Genomic DNA, 15,805 nt, shown 5'->3' with positions numbered 1-15,805 from the left:
CGTCCGAAGGCCCTGCGGCGTTATGAGCGTACCGTACCGTTCGGTACACCACATTAGCGGACTAGCTGCGATGACCGACACCGCCACCGATCCGACGCTCGCCACCCTGCTGCGCATCGCCGACGCGCTCGAGCGGATCGCTCCTCCGGCCAAACGCAAGGCCGACCTCACCGCCGCCGACGCCTTCGTCTGGCATGCGGCCGGCCATGAGCTTGCGCCGGTCGCCAAGGTGAACCGCGTCGCGCTGTCGTTGCTGCGCGGCGTCGACCGGGTGCGCGACACGCTCGCCGAGAACACCGAGCGCTTCGCCCGCGGCTTGCCGGCCAACAACGTCCTGCTCTGGGGCGCGCGCGGCATGGGCAAATCGTCGCTGGTCAAGGCGGTGCATGCCGACACCAACAAGCGCCTGCCGGCCGGCGCCCTCCCCCTCAAGCTGATCGAGATCCATCGCGAGGACATCGAAAGCCTGCCGGTGCTGATGGGTCTGCTCAAGGCCGATCCGCACCCTGCCATCGTCTTCTGCGACGATCTCTCCTTCGACGGGCAGGACACCTCCTACAAGTCGCTGAAGGCGGCGCTCGACGGCGGCGTCGAGGGGCGGCCCGAGAACGTCGTGTTCTACGCGACCTCGAATCGCCGGCATCTGCTGGCGCGCGAGATGGTCGAGAATGAGCGCTCGACGTCGATCAATCCGGGTGAGGCGGTGGAGGAGAAGGTCTCGCTGTCGGACCGCTTCGGCCTCTGGCTCGGCTTCCACAAGTGCAGCCAGGACGAGTATCTGGCGATGATCGACGGCTATGTCGGCCATTTCGGGCTCAAGGTCGAGCCGGAGCAGCTGCGGCGCGAGGCCTTGGAATGGGCGACGACGCGCGGCTCGCGCTCGGGGCGCACCGCCTGGCAATACATCCAGGACCTGGCCGGGCGCCTGGAGACGAAGCTGGAGGGGTAAAGGCGTCATTCTCGGACGGAGCGAAGCGCAGATCCGAGAATCTCGTGACGAGAATGGCGCCAGCCAGTGCCTCTTCCAAACAGAGATGCTCGGGTCGAGCCCGAGCATGACGCGCTTCTCAAAAAAGCAAAACGGGGCGGCCTTTCCTGGGACCGCCCCGCCTCGTATCGACCGGCGGGGTCTCGCGAATACCGGCCGAAGATTGAACCGGGATCAGTTGCTGCTGCTGAGATAGGGCATCGGGTCGACCGGGGTCGAACCCTTGCGCAGCTCGAAGTGCAGCTGCGGCGAGTTGACGTTGCCGGACTGGCCCGACTTGGCGACGACCTGGCCGCGCTTGACCTGCTCGCCGCGCTTGACGTTGAGCTCGCCATTATGAGCGTAGGCCGAGACGTAGCCGTTCGGGTGACGGATCAGCACGAGGTTGCCGTAGCCCTTGAGCTCGCTGCCGGCATAGGCGACGACGCCGCCCTCAGCCGCCTTGATCGGCGTGCCTTCCGGCACCGCGATGTTGATGCCCTCATTGCCGCCCTTGCCGGCATAGCCGGCGATGACGCGGCCGCGGGCCGGCCAGCGGAACTCGGCGCCGGACGAGGCCGGCTCCTCGGCCTTGGGCAGGCTCGCCGTGGTCTGCGGCTCGGCCGCCTTCGGCTCCGGAGCGGGAGCGACGACCTTCGGCTGCGCGGTGATCCTTTCAGCCGGAGCGCTGGCGACGACCGGCGCGGCGGGCTTCGGTCTGACCTGCTGGGCAGCTGGAGCCGGCAACGCCGCAGTCTTGGTCTCAGTTGCGGCCTTGGCGGCAGCCTTGGCCTTGGCCTCGGCGGCGAAACGGGCGCGGGCCTCGCCCATGCGCTTGGCGTCGGCCGCAGCCTTCTCCTTGGCATCGGCGGCGGCCTGAGCCCGGACATCGACGGCCGCCACCTTCGGGGCAGCGCTCGGCCTGCCCGGCGCGGCGGCGACCGGACGCGACACCGGCGGCGGAGCGAGGCGGGGCTGCTCGAAACGGTTGTCGCTCGGAGCCGGCTGGCGCGCCGCAGCCTGGGCGCCACCGCCATTGTAGACCGGGACGACGATGCGCGAGCCCGGCGTAACCTCGCCGGAGAGCCCGTTGGCCTGCATCAGCGCGGAGCGCGGCACGCCGTAGCGGCCGGAGATCACCTCGAGCGTCTCGCCATGGGCGACCACGATGGGGGTACCGCCCTGGGCGCTCCAGCCGGCAGACGAGCCGGGCGCGCTCGGCGCGGGAGCCGCCATTGGCGCGGGGCGCGATGCAACGGACGCGGCCGGCGGCGGCAGCGGCTGGCTGCGCACGCCCGGATTACCGGAGACGGAAGCGGTCTCGTAGGACTGGCGCGGCGGATTGCGGCCGATTGAGCCGGTGGTCGCCGGATCGCGCTGGGAGGCCGGAGCCTGCGCGGTCTGGAAGGGATTTCCGAAAGGCGCTTCAGTGAAGCGCATCGCCTCCGAGGAGCAGGCGCCCAGTCCGGCCGCAAGGGCGCAGACCGACACGACGCGAACCACGGATTTCGGCACGGCCAGCTCGACTTGCTTACGCATGGACTCTGCACTCGCGAACGACGCAACTCTACGGTCCGCATTAAAGAGCCGGTTAGGTTAAGAAGGTGTTTCGCTACTGACAGGTCAGGTGAATTTTTGGACGCCGCTGCAATCTTCCTGACTGGATGGGGCGCAGCGCTCCAGCAAGTAGAGACGAATGGCCTCACGCGGGATCCCCTCTCCCGGATGGGAGAAGGGTTCCCCGCGGATGCCATTTCGATCACCGCTTTGCTCGGGCAGATCTGCGCACTTGGGGCAAGCCCGAACAGGACGGCAGCCGGGCCCGCTCAAAGCGCCTGTGACAATCCCGGCGCCAGCGGCGGGATGCGTACGACCCCACCGAGCGCATGGTCGAAGCCATCCTCGCTGCGGGTGACGACGACGAGCCGCCCTGCCCCCTCGACGCGCAAAGCGCCGACCAGTCGCCCGCCGGTCTCCAGCCGGGCGAGCAGCGCCTCCGGCACCGTCTGCATCACGCCGTTGACCAGGATGCGCTCGAAACGGCCGAGTGTGCGATCAGGCTGGAAGCCATCGGCATGGCGCAGTTCGACGAGTTGCGCGAAGCCGCCGCCGGCGAGCCGCTCATGCGCGGCGAGCGCGAGCGTGCGGTAGCGCTCGAGCGAGACGACCTTGCCGCCCATCGCGGCAAGCAGCGCCGCGACATAGCCCGAGCCGGAACCGATCTCGAGCACGCGGCAATCGGGCTTCATTTCGAGTGCGCCGACCAGCGCCGCGACCGTGTGCGGCGCCGTCATCGTCTGGCCGCAGGGCAGCGGCACCGAGACGTCCTGGCGGGCGAGGTCGGCGAAGCGCGAAGGCGCGAAATGCTCGCGCGGTACGCGTTCCATCGCCCGCAGCAGCGTGATGTCGCGCACGCCACGCGCGCGCAGCGACAACAGGAAGGCGACGGTGCGTTCGCTCTCGCTGCTTGCGCCCTCCCCGGTCATCCCTGCCGCCTTCAGGCGAAGAGCTGCGCGAAGCGCGTCATCGTCGGCTCGTGCGTCAGGTCGAGCTCGAGCGGCGTCACCGAGATCCTGTTATCGGCGAGCGCGCGCAGGTCGGTGCCGTTGGCCGGCTCGTGCTTCCCGCGCTGGAAGGCGATCCAGTAATAGGGATTGCCGCGCCCGTCGCGCCGCGGCTCCAGCCGCATCAGCTCCTGATCGCGCCGGCCCTGCGCGGTGACGGCAACCCCGGCGACCTCGCTGGGAGCCACATTCGGGAAGTTGAGGTTGAACAGGATGCCGTCCGGAATCCCTTCCTCCAGCAGCCGGCGGATGATACCGGGCGCATGCTGCAAGGCGCAGTCCCAGATGATCTTGGTGCGGTCGCCCGCCATATAGGCCTGGCTCACCGCGATCGAGGGGATGCCGAGCAGCGTGCCTTCCATGGCGGCGGCGATGGTGCCCGAATAGGTCACGTCCTCGGCGACGTTCTGGCCGCGATTGACGCCGGAGAGCACGAGATCTGGCTTCATCTCGGCCATGACCGAGCGCACCGCCATGATCACGCAATCGGTCGGCGTGCCCTGGACGGCAAAGCGCTTCTCCTCGATCTGGCGCAGGCGCAATGGGTTCGAGAGCGACAGCGAATGCGCCACGCCCGACTGGTCGGTCTCGGGCGCGACCACCCAGACATCGTCGGAGAGCTGCGCCGCGATCTGCTCGAGGACGGCGAGACCCTCGGCATGGATGCCGTCGTCATTGGTCACCAGGATGCGCATGGGATCAGGCCGCCTCCTCGATGCGGGTCACCCCGCGCATATAGGGAACCAGCACGTCCGGCACGGTGATCGAGCCGTCGGCGTTCTGGTAGTTCTCCATCACCGCGATCAGGGCGCGGCCGACCGCCGTGCCCGAGCCGTTGAGGGTGTGGACGAAGAACGGGCCCTTGCCGTCCCTGGTCTTGTAGCGGGCATTCATGCGCCGCGCCTGGAAATCACCGCAGACCGAGCAGGACGAGATCTCGCGATAGGTCTTCTGGCCGGGCAGCCAGACCTCGATGTCGTAGGTCTTCTGCGAGGCGAAGCCCATGTCGCCGGTGCACAGCGTCATGACGCGATAGTGCAAATCGAGCTTCTTCAGCACGTTTTCGGCGCACGACAGCATGCGCTCGTGCTCCTCGCGCGATTTCTCCGGCGCAGTGATCGAGACGAGCTCGACCTTTTCAAACTGGTGCTGGCGCAGCATGCCGCGGGTATCGCGGCCGGCCGAGCCGGCTTCGGAGCGGAAACAGGGAGTCAGCGCGGTGTAGCGACGCGGCAACTCCTCCTCGGAGACGATCATCTCCGCGACGAAATTCGTCAGGGTCACCTCGGAGGTCGAGATCAGCCAGTGGCCCGTGTTGGTCCGGAACAGGTCTTCCTCGAACTTCGGTAGCTGACCGACTCCGTAGACCGCGGCGTCCCGCACCAGCAGGGGCGGATTGACCTCGATATAGCCGTGCTCCTCGGTGTGGGTGTCGAGCATGAACTGGCCGATGGCGCGCGACAGCCTAGCGATCTGCCGCTCCAGCACAACGAAGCGCGAGCCGGAGAGCTTGGCCGCCGTCTCGAAGTCCATCTGGCCGAGCGCCTCGCCCAGCTCGAAATGCTCCTTGGGATCGTTGACGCCCTTGAGCAGCCCGCGCTCCTCCGGCTTCGTGCCATGGGCGTGCAGCAGCACATTGCCGTGCTCGTCGGCGCCATCAGGCACCTCGTCGAGCGGCGTGTTCGGGATCGCCGCAAGCTGAGCGTTCAGCGCCTCGACCGCGGCCTTCTCCTCGGCCTCCAGCGCCGGCACCTGCTCTTTCAGCGAGGCGACCTCGGCCTTGAGCTGTTCGGCGAGAGCGAGATCCTTCTGGCCCATCGCCTTGCCGATCTCCTTGGAGAGGGCGTTGCGGCGTTCCTGCGCGGCTTGCGACTTGCCGATGGCGGCGCGGCGCTGATCGTCGAGCGCCAGCAGCGACGACGACAGTTTCTCAAGCCCGCGCCGCTGCAAGCCCCGATCGAACGCGTCAGCGTTCTCGCGAATCCATCTGATGTCGTACATCGCTCAAGCCGATCCGTTGTGGAATCGGCTGTTCCTCTAGAGCATGCCGCGCCGGCACGGAAGCGCTCCGTCAGCGGGCGTACCTGCGCGAAGAACGGGTTTGCGCGAGATCCCCTCTCCCGGATGGGAGAGGGGTAGGGGTGAGGGACCGCCGCTGTTCACTTGGGTGAAGCGGAGCCGCTGCGCCTTCTGCGGTTAGGGCAGGCCCTCATCCCTGCCCTTCTCCCACACGGGAGAAGGGTTCCCCCGCGCCCTTCAGCCGTGTCGCGCTCAGCCTCTCAGTAAGGCGGTTCCTGATGCACCAGCTTGCCGTCGATCAGCAGGCGCTTGATCGCCGCCTGGCCCGAGCTCGACACGGCGGCGACGATCTCGAGCCGCTTGCGCTCGGTGGTCTCGATGGCGCGGCCGGTGCCCTGCGGCACGAAATAGCTTTCGAGCCCGTAGGTGACGCGGATGGCGCGGCGGCCGGCATTGCAGTCGGGATCGCCGTCAGCATTGGCGACGCAGGCTCCGGCCGAGGCGACCTTGCCTTCGATCACGGTCTCGCCGGCTCCGGCTGCCGGGCGGGCGAGATAGACGCCCTTCGCCTCGGCAAGACCATCGGGGCCGGGGGCGACGCGGACGAAGACCGGCTGATTGCGCTCGAAGGTCTTGTCGCCATCGAGCTTCGAGAGATCGAGCGTGCTGATCTTGTAGTTCAGGATGACATAGTCGCCGCGGAAGAGGTCGCGCGGGTCGAGCGGCGCCGTCGCCAGCCGGACCTCCGTGCCGGAGCGCAGGATGCCGGCCCGCGATTCGACCAGGGCCAGGGTGAGCCCGCAGAGCAGGACGATGGCGGCGAGCCCGCGCCAGAGCGGCGAGATGCGGCGAAGAAGCGCGTCAGCGGACGGCAGGCGGATCATGGCGCGGCCTCCGCCTGCTTGCCGAATTTGGCGAGGAGCCGGCGCATGCTGGCGGCGAGGCCGATCAGGAGCGCGCCGCCGACCAGGAAGAACAGCGACTGGTCGAGCAAGGTGCCGATGGTCTGGCCGAGCAGGGCGAAGACCGCGATGATGAACAGCGCCGAGCCGGCAATGCTGACCCGGCGCACGCCGCCGCCGGAACCGGCGACGACGATGGCGATCGCCACCGCCAGGATCAGCGCAGCGACGACGATCTTGCCGACGATGCTGACGGCGCTGCCGCTCCAGAACAGCACCGGAACCAGCAGCGACATGAACAGCGCGATCGCCAGCGGCCAGGCGAAACGGCGTTCCCGCCCGAGTAGTCCGAGCCCGCCCAGCGCCGGCACGGCCAGGCCATAGGCGAAATAATTCTGCCAGAGCGCCGTGCCGGGCAGCGCCTCGCCCTTGTCGAGGATTCGGACGAGCTCAACATTGAGCGTGAGGATCAGGCCGATCAGCCCCCAGGGCAGGAAGGCGGTGATGAGGCCCGGTCCACCGCGATCGACCGCGAGCGCGCCGAGCGCGACGAACAGCGCAGACACCGCCAGCCCATAGGCGAGCAGGCCGTAGTCGAAGCGGAAGAGCGTGTACTGGCCCGGCAGGGTCGCGAACCAGCCGAGCAGGATCAGCGCGGCGAGGTGATGGACGAGGCGGTTGTGCCTTGTCGCGGCCAGCCAGAGCGCCGGCAGGAAGGGCAGCCAGAACAGCAGATGCGCATTCGCCTCGCGTTCGTCCCAGCGGCCGCCCCCCCAGGCTGCGATCCCGATGAGCGCGACGACCAGCGCCCCGCTGGAGTTCAGCAGGAAGGCTACGAGGAGCGCGCCGATCGCGATCAGCAGAGCCCCGCCCGGCCAATCGGTCGGCAGATGGTACATCTGGCCGACGAGGGCGACGCCGGCAGCGAAGATCAGCGTGCCGCAGGTCGCGGCGGCGTCGGCGCCGTTGGTCGAGCCGCGGCTTTCAAGCCGGGCTGCGATGCCGAGCGTGCCGGCGACGGCGAGCAGCACCATCACGAGCTTGACGATCCTGGGGATTTCCTCCCAGTTCGCCGCGACGAAGGCGGAGACGCTGGAGGCGATCAGAAGCCCGCCGAACAGGCCGATCAGGGCCGGCAGCTTGAAGCCGCCACCCTCCTGAGCCAGCGAACGGCGGATAGTCGCGGCGCTCTCGGGGCTGACCAGCCCCTCCCCCACCCAGCGACCGAGATCGGCTTCAAGCCGTTTGCGATAGGAACCCGTCAGCATGCGCGCCTATTTGGCACGGGCTGACGGGTTTTGGCGAGATGGCCGCTTCAGGCCGCCTTGACCTTGCGCTTGCGCGCGAGATCGGGCGGCGTCGCCTCCTCGGTCAGCGCCGCGATCACCGCGTCGAGGCTCATCACCGTCTGGGCCTGGCTGCCGAGGCGGCGCACGGTCACGGTACTCTCCTCGGCCTCGCGCTTGCCAACGGCGAGAATCACCGGGACCTTGGCCAGCGAGTGCTCGCGCACCTTGTAGCTGATCTTCTCGTTGCGCAGGTCGGCGCGGGCGCGCAGGCCGGCCGAAAGCAGCGCCATGGTGACTTCCTCGCCATAGGCGTCCGCCTCCGAGGTGATCGGCGCGACGATGATCTGCTCGGGCGCCAGCCAGAGCGGGAAATGCCCGGCATGGTGCTCGATCAGGATGCCGACGAAGCGCTCCAGCGAGCCGCAAATGGCGCGATGGACCATGACCGGCTGCTTCTTCTCGCCGTCCGAGCCGATATAGAAGGCGCCGAAGCGCTCGGGCAGGTTGAAGTCGACCTGCGTCGTACCGCATTGCCAGTCGCGGCCGATGGCGTCGCGCAGGACATATTCGAACTTCGGCCCGTAGAAGGCGCCCTCGCCCGGATTGATCTCTGTCTTGATCCGATTGCCGGACTGCTTGGCGATCGTCTCCAGCACCTTGGTCATGACGTCCTCGGCATGATCCCAGACCGCATCGGAGCCGACGCGCTTCTCCGGACGCGTCGAGAGCTTGATGACGAGTTCCTCGGTGAAGCCGAAATCCTCGTAGACCGAGAGGATCAGGTCGTTGATCTTCATGCACTCGGCCGCGAGCTGCTCCTCGGTGCAGAAGATGTGGGCGTCGTCCTGGGTGAAGCCGCGCACGCGCATCAGCCCGTGCAGCGCGCCCGAGGGCTCGTAGCGATGGACGTTGCCGAACTCGGCCAGCCGGATCGGCAGGTCGCGATAGCTCTTCAGTCCGTGCTTGAAGATCTGGACATGGCCCGGGCAGTTCATCGGCTTCAGGGCGAAGACCTTGTGGTCGCGCTCCTGATCGTTCGGATTCTCGAAGGCCGAGGCCGACTTCACCGCGAACATGTTGTCCTGGTACCAGCCCCAGTGGCCCGAGGTCTCCCAGAGCGACTTGTCGAGCACCTGCGGGGCGTTGACCTCCTCATAGTCGGCGGCGAGCCGTCGGCGCATATAGGTCAGCACCTCCTGGAACAGGCGCCAGCCCTTGGAGTGCCAGAAGACGACGCCTGGCCCCTCCTCCTGGAAATGGAACAGGTCCATCTCGCGGCCGAGGCGGCGATGGTCGCGCTTCTCGGCTTCCTCGAGCTGCTTGAGATAGGCGTCGAGTTCCTCCTGCCGGGCGAAGGCCGTGCCGTAGATGCGGGTCAGCATCGCGTTGTTGCTGTCGCCACGCCAATAGGCGCCGGCCGTCTTCATCAGCTTGAAAGCGTTGCCGACCTTGCCAACCGAGGTCATGTGCGGGCCGCGGCAGAGATCGATCCAGTCGCCCTGCGCATACATCTTCAGCGTCTGGTCGGCGGGAATCGCATCGACCAGCTCGACCTTGTAGGCCTCGCCCTTGTTGGCGAAGAAGTCCTTGGCCTTGTCGCGGCTCCAGACCTCCTTCGTGAACGGTTTGTCGCGCGCGATGATCTCGCGCATCTTCTTCTCGATCGCCGGGAAATCCTCCGGGGTGAAGGGCTCGTTGCGGGCGAAATCGTAGAAGAAGCCGTTCTCGATGACCGGGCCGATCGTCACCTGCGTGCCGGGGAACAGCTCCTGCACGGCTTCGGCGAGGACGTGCGCAGTGTCGTGCCGGATCAGCTCCAGCGCGCGCGGGTCCTCGCGGTTGAGGAATTCGATCTTCGCGTCGCGCTCGATCGGATCGCCGAGGTCGACGACCACGCCGTCGAGCGCCATCGCGACAGTGCGCTTCAGCAGCGAAGGGGAAATGCCGCCGGCAATGTCCTTGCCGGTGATGCCGGCCGGGAACTCGCGCTGCGCGCCATCGGGAAATGTCAGGGAGATCGTCATTGATCGCGCTCCTGCTCACTCGGGGATACAAGCCCCGTAAGTCAAGGCCGGCTGCCTTTGAAGGGCGCGGCCGGCAGCCGGATCGGCGCGCGCCGGGGAGGCCTATACGAGAGCGGCGGCGCACGCAATCGCGTGCATGCCCGGCTAGGCTGCGGCAAGCGCGCTCAATCGTAGGCGAGTTAACTCTATCGGCTTTCCAACGCCCGTCAGGATCGCCTCGCCGGTTGCAACCACGGCTAGATTGACGATAGGTTATGCAATCGACTTCCGATCCTCACAATCGGTTCGATTGCCATGCAGCCAGCGATGTCACCGGACGCCGCGGCGCCCGTCCTGCGAGACGTGGATTCGTGGCCGTTCAACTGGATCGGCGACCTGCTGCGGGTGATCTATGCCTGCCGCGTCGCCGTGATTTCCGTCGCCCTCGGCTACCTGCTTCTGACGAAGGTTCCGCAGGCGCGCGACCTCTTCCTCGTCTTCCAGGGACCGGCCTTCGGGCCCGGAACGGACTACCCTCGCTTCTGGGAGATGCTGTTCCGCTGGCTGGTCTATTTCGTCATCCACATCATCGCCTGGAGCAGCGCGGTCCAGGCGTCGGCCGAGTACCTGCTCGGCGGAAGCGCCTGGCTGATCGGACCCTCCCGCGAGCTGACCCCGCGCGACATGGCGATCTACGATCGCCGCTTCCGCGCTTTCGTCGTCGTTGTCCCCTATGCCCTCGCCCTCCTGACCTTCTTCGCGGTCTGGTGCGGCTATGAAGCGGCGCTGGCCGATCTGCCAAGCGACGCCGTCGGCTCCCTCGCCTTGTCCGCGGGCATTCTCCGAAGTGGCTCGACCGGCTTCTATGTCGCCCTTGCCTGCGGAATCGCGGCCCATCTCGTCCTCTGGGGCCGCAATATCCGGCAGATCGCCAGAACCGAGGCGCATTTCCGGGAAGAGAAGAAGACGGAGGAAAAGGCTGCGCGCGGCTGGAGCGAAGCGGTGAGCCTGCACGCCGCAGCCTGGCTCGGGTTCGGCCTGGCCATGCTCGCGCTCGTCGCAGCCTTTGGCGATCGCCTGCTGGCGGTGGCCTCCGGCATCTATCTCGTGCCCATCCTGCTCGGCGCCTGGATTCCGGTCTTCACGCAGCTCGGCATCGCGAGCCAGAAGACCCGCTTCCCCTTCACCGTGCTGCTTTTGATCGCCTGGCTGCTCGCCGCCAATTCCTGCGGCCATTCGAATCTCGTCTCTCGCGCCAAGCAGGAACCGCAGCCGGCCATGGAATTCGGCGAGGCCGTCGCTGCCTGGAAAGAGACGAATTGCGTCGGCGGCACCTGCCCGCGTCCGGTCCTGGTGACGATCGCCGGCGGCGCCTCGCGCGCCGCGTTCTTCGCTGCGACGATCCTCGGCGAGCTGCTCGACAACCCCTGCCGGCAACCCGGCCGAGCCTGCGAGAAGCCGGACGCCGCCGTGCCGCTGCTGGCACAGCGGGTCTTCGCGATCTCGGGCGTCTCCGGTGGCTCGCTCGGCGCGGTGCAGGCCGTCGCCGCCATGAGCGATGCGCGCCGGGACCCAAAGGACACCGCGCTGCTGCCGCCCTGCGTCGACAAGAGTCCGGCGCATTTCTACAAGACGCCGAACGAGGGCAAATGGCGCGACTGCCTGCAGGTGCTCGCCGGCGAGGACTTTCTGTCGCCGACCGTGCTCGCGCTGGTGACGAGCGAGCCATTCCTCTTTCTGGAACCCGTACTCGGTCGTTTTTGGCCGAACGGTCATTTCCTCGATCGCGCCGCCATCCTCGAGAACAGCTGGATCAACCACTATCTGGACAATGTCGTCGTGCCGGCGCAGGGCGCGCAGACCATGCCGGCACGCGGCGATCTCGCCCAGTCGTTCAGCCGCTTCGGCCAGAGCGTGCGCAAGGATGGAACCTGGCTTCCGCTCCTTGTGCTCAATGCGACCTCGGAAGAGACCGGCAAGCGCGTCCTCGCCAGCCAGATCGCCAACCAGCTGGAACCCGCCACCCAGATCAGGCTCGAGCGGCCGACGCTGTTCGTCGACGCCTTCGAGGCGTCTCGCTTCCTCGGCGAGTTGACCTCGCCAAGGCCGAATTGCGCCATTGCGCGCGGCAACGGCCTCGACCTCACCCTCGCCAGCGCGGCCCTGAACAGCGCTCGCTTTCCGATCGTCTCGCCGGCCGGGCGCTTTGCCGACGGCTGCAATGTCACGCTTCGCGCCGTCGATGGCGGCTATTTCGAGAATGACGGAGCGACGACGACGGCCGAGATCGCCGACGCGCTGAAGCGCTTCGGCCTCGCGCCCGTCGTCCTCCACATCGCCAACGACCCCGTCGACCTGATCGCCGATCCCGAGCGCGATCAGCGCCCTCCCCCGCGTGACGACTCGCTGGTGCCGCTGCTGATGGCGCCTGTGAACACGGTGCTGTCGACCCGCGGCGCGCGCGGCTCCTACGCCCTCGCCACGCTGGCGGGCGTGGTCGGCAGGGAGAATGTCGCCGACTTCCTCGTCTTCGGCGAGCCTTCCGTCCCGACTCAGGACAACTTCGCCGTCGTCGACCGGCTGACGGGCTTCGAATACGTGCCGCCCGGCGGCGAGACGCCGAAATGCTTCGAGCGGACGAGCCCGCAGGCCGATCTCGCCAAGGGCGCGAAAGCTCCGACCGAAGGGGCGCCTCCCCCTGCCGTGCCGGACCAGGCGACGGTGCTGAAGGAGGTGTCGATGAGCTGGTGGCTGTCGAAGCCGGTCCAGGAATATCTAGACCGGCAGACCTACCACCGGCGCAACTGCCAATCGCTTCTCAAGGCCCGGATGTGGCTCAACGAGCCTCTATCCGCACCGCAGCAACGGACCATCGCCGAGCAGCCCGCGAGCGCGCCGGTCAAGATGCCGGACCGTTGACTCCGCGCCAGCGGCCATAGGCCCAGGGCTTGTACCAGGCGCCCTCGGGCGGCAGTTCCTCGCAGACCATGTCGATGCCGGAGGTGCCGAGCGGCGTGCAGCGGCAGATTCGCGCAAAGCCAACCCAGCCGCCGGCCCAGAGCCCGTGACGCTGGATCGCCTCGTCGGTGTATTCCGAGCAGGACGGCCAGTGCCGGCACTGCCGGCCGATCAGCATGGAGAGACTGAGCTGATAGCCACGGATCAGCAGATGCGCGCCCCGCCGTGGAGCAAGCGCGAGGCCGCGCCGCCATGAAAGGCTTTTTTCAGCATGTTTAGGCAGGTATGACTCAGGCGAACCTCGCCGCTCCCTCTCACCTCTCTCCATCGCCCCTCGCCGATTCTGCCCTTCCCACCCCCCGGTCATGATGCGCGCACGTTTCCTTGCCTCCGCCACCGCCCTCTGCGGGCCGCTGCTCGCCCTGGCCCTGGCCATGCCGGCGGCTGCACAGCAGAGACCCTACCTGATCTGGCTCGACGCCGGCAAAATCGACGTCGCCAAGGTGATGGGCCTGCCGCCGGCCCAGAACTCGCCGGAGCACCGCGCCGAGTTCGAGAAGGTCCTCGCGATCTCCCAAGCCCGCACGCCCGAGCGCGAGAAGCAGGCGATCGCCGACCAGTACCAGACGCTCAACGCGTTCCTGAACGGCATCGACCACGCCTATGTCGAAGGCACCCATCGCGAGACGCGGCTCCTGATGCGCGAGGCGCAGATCGAGCTCGCCATCCTGCTGAAGAGCGTCAACCGCCTGACCAGCCGCATCCGGCCGTTCCAGATGTGGAACAAGGTCAGGGTCAAGCCCTGCCCGGGCGGGCGGCCGGAAGGCACGTCCTTCCCCTCGGCCCATGCCGCGACCGCCGCGCTCTACGCCACGCTCCTGTCGGAAGCCGTGCCCGAGCTCGCCGACAAGTTTGAGGAGCGGGTCAAGAGCTATGACGAGAGCCGCCTGGTCTGCGGCTTCCACTATCCGACCGACCTGGAGGCCGGCGACAAGATCGGCCGCGTCGTCGCCAAGGCGCTGCTCGCCGAGAAGGCGTTCAGGGTCCGCTTCGACGAGACCCGGGTCGAGACGCGGCAGGCCTTCGGGCTGAAATGACACCTTGAATCGTCTTTCCGGGGCACGCCGCAGGCGTGAGCCCGGAATCCATGAACACTGAAGTTCTCCGAAAAAGTCGAGACCGCCGTGCCTAACCGCACGGTACCTGTGTTCATGGGTTCCGGGCTCGGCGCTATCGCGCCGCCCGGAAAGACGTCGAGTTTCGCTCAGCCCGCAACTGTCTCGCGCCGCTTCGCCTCGATCTGGCCGATCGCATCGACCACCGCGTCGAAGGTCAGCATGGTCGAGGCGTGGCGGGCCTTGAAGTCGCGCACCGGCACGAGCACCGAAAGATCCGCCCATTTGCCGTCAGGCGGCTCGGCTCCTTCTTTCAGGATCGCGCGCGCCTGCTCGCGGACCTCCCGCAGTTCGGCAGCGGTCGAGCCGACGACATGGCGCGCCATGATCGAGGACGAAGCCTGGCCGAGCGCACAGGCGCGGACATCGTGGCCGAAGCCCGTGACGACATCCTCGGCCATGGTCAAGTCGATGGTGACCGTCGAGCCGCAGAGGCGCGAATGGGCGGTCGCCGTCGCATCGGGTGCCGGCAGGCGTTCGAGCAGCGGGATGTTTCCTGCCAATTCCAGGATTCGCTTGTTGTAGACGTCGTTCAGCATAGGTTGCCCCGCCGGGTCTGGAGTTGCCGGCTTTCGCAACCAATATAGAGTGCCGGCACGCTCTTAGGGAGAGCGTGTCATTTCGCTGGACGAGCGGGCGAACTTGTCTGACCTGCCGGTCGTGAGGCCGGCGCAACCGAAACGGGAGGCTCCACATGGATAATGTGGTTAAGTCCTTGTCCGTAGAGCGGGCGCGCAGCCCCTCCGCAGACAAGTTCATCGTCAAGCAGCCGACGCAAGCCGAGGCCGAGGAGGCCGTGCGCACGCTGATCCGCTGGGCCGGCGACGATCCGTCGCGGGAAGGCCTGCTCGATACGCCGCAGCGCGTCGCCAAGGCCTATCGCGAACTCTACAAGGGCTATGGCGAGGATGCGGGCGACATGCTCGAACGCGTCTTCGAGGAGGTCGACGGCTACAAGGACATGGTCCTCGTCCGCGACATCCCGTTCTATTCGCATTGCGAGCACCACATGGTGCCCTTCGTCGGCAAGGTCCATATCGGCTACTATCCGAATAGCGGCGTGGTCGGCCTGTCGAAGCTCGCCCGCGTCGTCGAGGTCTATGCGCGCCGCCTGCAGACGCAGGAGACGATGACGGCACAGATCGCCCAGGCGATCGAACGGTCGCTGAAGCCCGGCGGCGTCGCCGTCCTCGTCGAGGCCGAGCACATGTGCATGTCGATGCGCGGCGTGCAAAAGCAAGGCTCGTCGACGATGACGACGCAATACACCGGCCGCTTCCGCGATCCCGCCGAACAGGTCCGCTTCTTCACCATGGTGAAGTCGCCGGGGCTGTGATTCTGCCTGCCAAGGCGCGTCATGCCCGGGCTTGGCCCGGGCATTTCGGAAACCAGTGTCCTCTGGTCCGGAGATTCTCGGGTCGGTGCTTCGCGCCGCCCGAGAATGACGGCGCGCTTTCAGCGCTCTATATGCGAGACCCTACTCTCAGGATCCCGACATGACCGCCTTCCCCACCCTGTCAGCCAAGGCCGATATCGAAGAAGGCGCGGTGCTCGCGCCGAAATTCGATCGCGACGGCCTCGTCACTTGCGTCACCACCGACGCCGGAACCGGCGAGGTGCTGATGGTCGCGCATATGAACGCCGAATCGCTGCGGCTGAGCATCGAGACGGGCGAAGCCTGGTACTGGTCACGCTCGCGCCAGGCGCTGTGGCGCAAGGGCGAGACCTCCGGCCAGCTCCAGAGCATCGTCGAGATGCGGGTCGACTGCGACCAGGATGCGATCTGGATCAAGGTCAATATCGGTGGCGACGGCGGCTGCTGCCACACCGGCCGACATAGCTGCTTCTATCGGGTTAAGCCGATCGGAACCGCAGCCAATGGTGCGTTGACCTTCTGAACCCCGACTTCCTGCTTCGTTGGCGATCCT

Annotated in this window: 14 protein-coding genes; 5 read left to right on the top strand and 9 right to left on the bottom strand. The window is 67.2% G+C overall.

Annotated elements, in window-relative coordinates; translation table 11 throughout:
* Nucleotides 1-70: 70 nt before the first annotated feature.
* On the top strand, nucleotides 71-949 hold the full coding sequence (locus tag ACQKLX_RS11285) for an ATP-binding protein (protein ID WP_427361668.1): 879 nt from the start codon (nucleotides 71-73) through the stop codon (nucleotides 947-949).
* A 213-nt stretch (nucleotides 950-1,162) separates the two neighbouring features.
* Here the strand turns inward: ACQKLX_RS11285 and ACQKLX_RS11280 are convergent, their stop codons facing one another.
* From ACQKLX_RS11280 to thrS, 7 genes are all read right to left on the bottom strand, one after another.
* Nucleotides 1,163-2,506 carry a peptidoglycan DD-metalloendopeptidase family protein gene (locus ACQKLX_RS11280; protein WP_427361667.1) on the bottom strand — a complete coding sequence of 448 codons (1,344 nt, stop codon included), beginning with the start codon at nucleotides 2,504-2,506 and terminating at the stop codon, nucleotides 1,163-1,165.
* A gap of 287 nt (nucleotides 2,507-2,793) precedes the next feature.
* Nucleotides 2,794-3,453, bottom strand: a complete 660-nt coding sequence (locus ACQKLX_RS11275; RefSeq protein WP_427361666.1) for a protein-L-isoaspartate O-methyltransferase family protein — start codon at nucleotides 3,451-3,453, stop codon at nucleotides 2,794-2,796.
* An 11-nt stretch (nucleotides 3,454-3,464) separates the two neighbouring features.
* Nucleotides 3,465-4,226, bottom strand: coding sequence for a 5'/3'-nucleotidase SurE (surE, locus tag ACQKLX_RS11270; RefSeq protein WP_427361665.1), 762 nt, complete (start codon nucleotides 4,224-4,226; stop codon nucleotides 3,465-3,467).
* Nucleotides 4,227-4,230: 4 nt separating this feature from the next.
* Complete coding sequence (gene serS / locus ACQKLX_RS11265; RefSeq protein ID WP_427361664.1) at nucleotides 4,231-5,532, bottom strand: serine--tRNA ligase; 1,302 nt, start codon at nucleotides 5,530-5,532, stop codon at nucleotides 4,231-4,233.
* 278 nt (nucleotides 5,533-5,810) lie between these two features.
* On the bottom strand, nucleotides 5,811-6,434 hold the full coding sequence (locus tag ACQKLX_RS11260; protein WP_427361663.1) for a GDYXXLXY domain-containing protein: 624 nt from the start codon (nucleotides 6,432-6,434) through the stop codon (nucleotides 5,811-5,813).
* Complete coding sequence (locus tag ACQKLX_RS11255) at nucleotides 6,431-7,720, bottom strand: DUF2157 domain-containing protein (RefSeq protein WP_427361662.1); 1,290 nt, start codon at nucleotides 7,718-7,720, stop codon at nucleotides 6,431-6,433. Before ACQKLX_RS11255 ends, ACQKLX_RS11260 begins: the two co-directional genes overlap by 4 nt.
* Before the next feature lie 47 nt (nucleotides 7,721-7,767).
* Entirely contained in the window at nucleotides 7,768-9,765 is a 1,998-nt protein-coding gene (gene thrS, locus ACQKLX_RS11250; RefSeq protein ID WP_427361661.1) for a threonine--tRNA ligase, read from the bottom strand.
* A 306-nt stretch (nucleotides 9,766-10,071) separates the two neighbouring features.
* Between thrS and ACQKLX_RS11245 the strand changes: the two genes are divergently transcribed.
* The gene (locus ACQKLX_RS11245) at nucleotides 10,072-12,663 is read left to right on the top strand and encodes a hypothetical protein (protein ID WP_427361660.1); all 2,592 of its coding nucleotides are present in this window, start codon (nucleotides 10,072-10,074) and stop codon (nucleotides 12,661-12,663) included.
* Here the strand turns inward: ACQKLX_RS11245 and yidD are convergent.
* Nucleotides 12,644-13,030: a membrane protein insertion efficiency factor YidD gene (yidD, locus tag ACQKLX_RS11240; protein ID WP_427361659.1), complete on the bottom strand. Its 387-nt coding sequence runs from the start codon at nucleotides 13,028-13,030 to the stop codon at nucleotides 12,644-12,646. The two genes, ACQKLX_RS11245 and yidD, sit on opposite strands and share 20 nt — an antisense overlap.
* A gap of 40 nt (nucleotides 13,031-13,070) precedes the next feature.
* Between yidD and ACQKLX_RS11235 the strand changes: the two genes are divergently transcribed.
* Nucleotides 13,071-13,799 (top strand): phosphatase PAP2 family protein, encoded by a 729-nt coding sequence (locus ACQKLX_RS11235; protein WP_427361658.1) that lies wholly within the window; start codon nucleotides 13,071-13,073, stop codon nucleotides 13,797-13,799.
* Nucleotides 13,800-13,966: 167 nt separating this feature from the next.
* Here the strand turns inward: ACQKLX_RS11235 and ACQKLX_RS11230 are convergent, their stop codons facing one another.
* A complete protein-coding gene (locus ACQKLX_RS11230; protein ID WP_427361657.1) occupies nucleotides 13,967-14,416 on the bottom strand; it encodes an iron-sulfur cluster assembly scaffold protein in 450 nt (149 codons plus the stop codon).
* A 155-nt stretch (nucleotides 14,417-14,571) separates the two neighbouring features.
* Here ACQKLX_RS11230 and folE point away from each other — a divergent pair, with 155 nt between their 5' ends.
* Together folE and hisI are read left to right on the top strand one after the other, a co-directional pair.
* Nucleotides 14,572-15,213, top strand: a complete 642-nt coding sequence (gene folE, locus ACQKLX_RS11225) for a GTP cyclohydrolase I FolE (RefSeq protein WP_427361656.1) — start codon at nucleotides 14,572-14,574, stop codon at nucleotides 15,211-15,213.
* A 160-nt stretch (nucleotides 15,214-15,373) separates the two neighbouring features.
* Nucleotides 15,374-15,775, top strand: a complete 402-nt coding sequence (hisI, locus tag ACQKLX_RS11220) for a phosphoribosyl-AMP cyclohydrolase (protein WP_427361655.1) — start codon at nucleotides 15,374-15,376, stop codon at nucleotides 15,773-15,775.
* The last annotated feature ends 30 nt before the right edge of the window (nucleotides 15,776-15,805 follow it).

The sequence above is a fragment of the Allobosea sp. NPDC003192 genome, from assembly GCF_050275675.1.
Taxonomy (GTDB): Bacteria; Pseudomonadota; Alphaproteobacteria; order Rhizobiales; family Beijerinckiaceae; genus Allobosea.
The sequence above is the reverse complement of the archived record's forward strand: the minus strand, read 5'-3'. Positions and strand labels throughout refer to the sequence as shown.

What these genes read in the sequence shown, in the direction of transcription:
- ACQKLX_RS11285 (WP_427361668.1), top strand. Translation starts at nt 71, where the DNA reads ATGACCGACACCGCCACCGATCCGACGCTCGCCACCCTGCTGCGCATC.
- ACQKLX_RS11280 (WP_427361667.1), bottom strand. Translation starts at nt 2,506, where the DNA reads ATGCGTAAGCAAGTCGAGCTGGCCGTGCCGAAATCCGTGGTTCGCGTC.
- ACQKLX_RS11275 (WP_427361666.1), bottom strand. Translation starts at nt 3,453, where the DNA reads ATGACCGGGGAGGGCGCAAGCAGCGAGAGCGAACGCACCGTCGCCTTC.
- surE (WP_427361665.1), bottom strand. Translation starts at nt 4,226, where the DNA reads ATGCGCATCCTGGTGACCAATGACGACGGCATCCATGCCGAGGGTCTC.
- serS (WP_427361664.1), bottom strand. Translation starts at nt 5,532, where the DNA reads ATGTACGACATCAGATGGATTCGCGAGAACGCTGACGCGTTCGATCGG.
- ACQKLX_RS11260 (WP_427361663.1), bottom strand. Translation starts at nt 6,434, where the DNA reads ATGATCCGCCTGCCGTCCGCTGACGCGCTTCTTCGCCGCATCTCGCCG.
- ACQKLX_RS11255 (WP_427361662.1), bottom strand. Translation starts at nt 7,720, where the DNA reads ATGCTGACGGGTTCCTATCGCAAACGGCTTGAAGCCGATCTCGGTCGC.
- thrS (WP_427361661.1), bottom strand. Translation starts at nt 9,765, where the DNA reads ATGACGATCTCCCTGACATTTCCCGATGGCGCGCAGCGCGAGTTCCCG.
- ACQKLX_RS11245 (WP_427361660.1), top strand. Translation starts at nt 10,072, where the DNA reads ATGTCACCGGACGCCGCGGCGCCCGTCCTGCGAGACGTGGATTCGTGG.
- yidD (WP_427361659.1), bottom strand. Translation starts at nt 13,030, where the DNA reads ATGGAGAGAGGTGAGAGGGAGCGGCGAGGTTCGCCTGAGTCATACCTG.
- ACQKLX_RS11235 (WP_427361658.1), top strand. Translation starts at nt 13,071, where the DNA reads ATGCGCGCACGTTTCCTTGCCTCCGCCACCGCCCTCTGCGGGCCGCTG.
- ACQKLX_RS11230 (WP_427361657.1), bottom strand. Translation starts at nt 14,416, where the DNA reads ATGCTGAACGACGTCTACAACAAGCGAATCCTGGAATTGGCAGGAAAC.
- folE (WP_427361656.1), top strand. Translation starts at nt 14,572, where the DNA reads ATGGATAATGTGGTTAAGTCCTTGTCCGTAGAGCGGGCGCGCAGCCCC.
- hisI (WP_427361655.1), top strand. Translation starts at nt 15,374, where the DNA reads ATGACCGCCTTCCCCACCCTGTCAGCCAAGGCCGATATCGAAGAAGGC.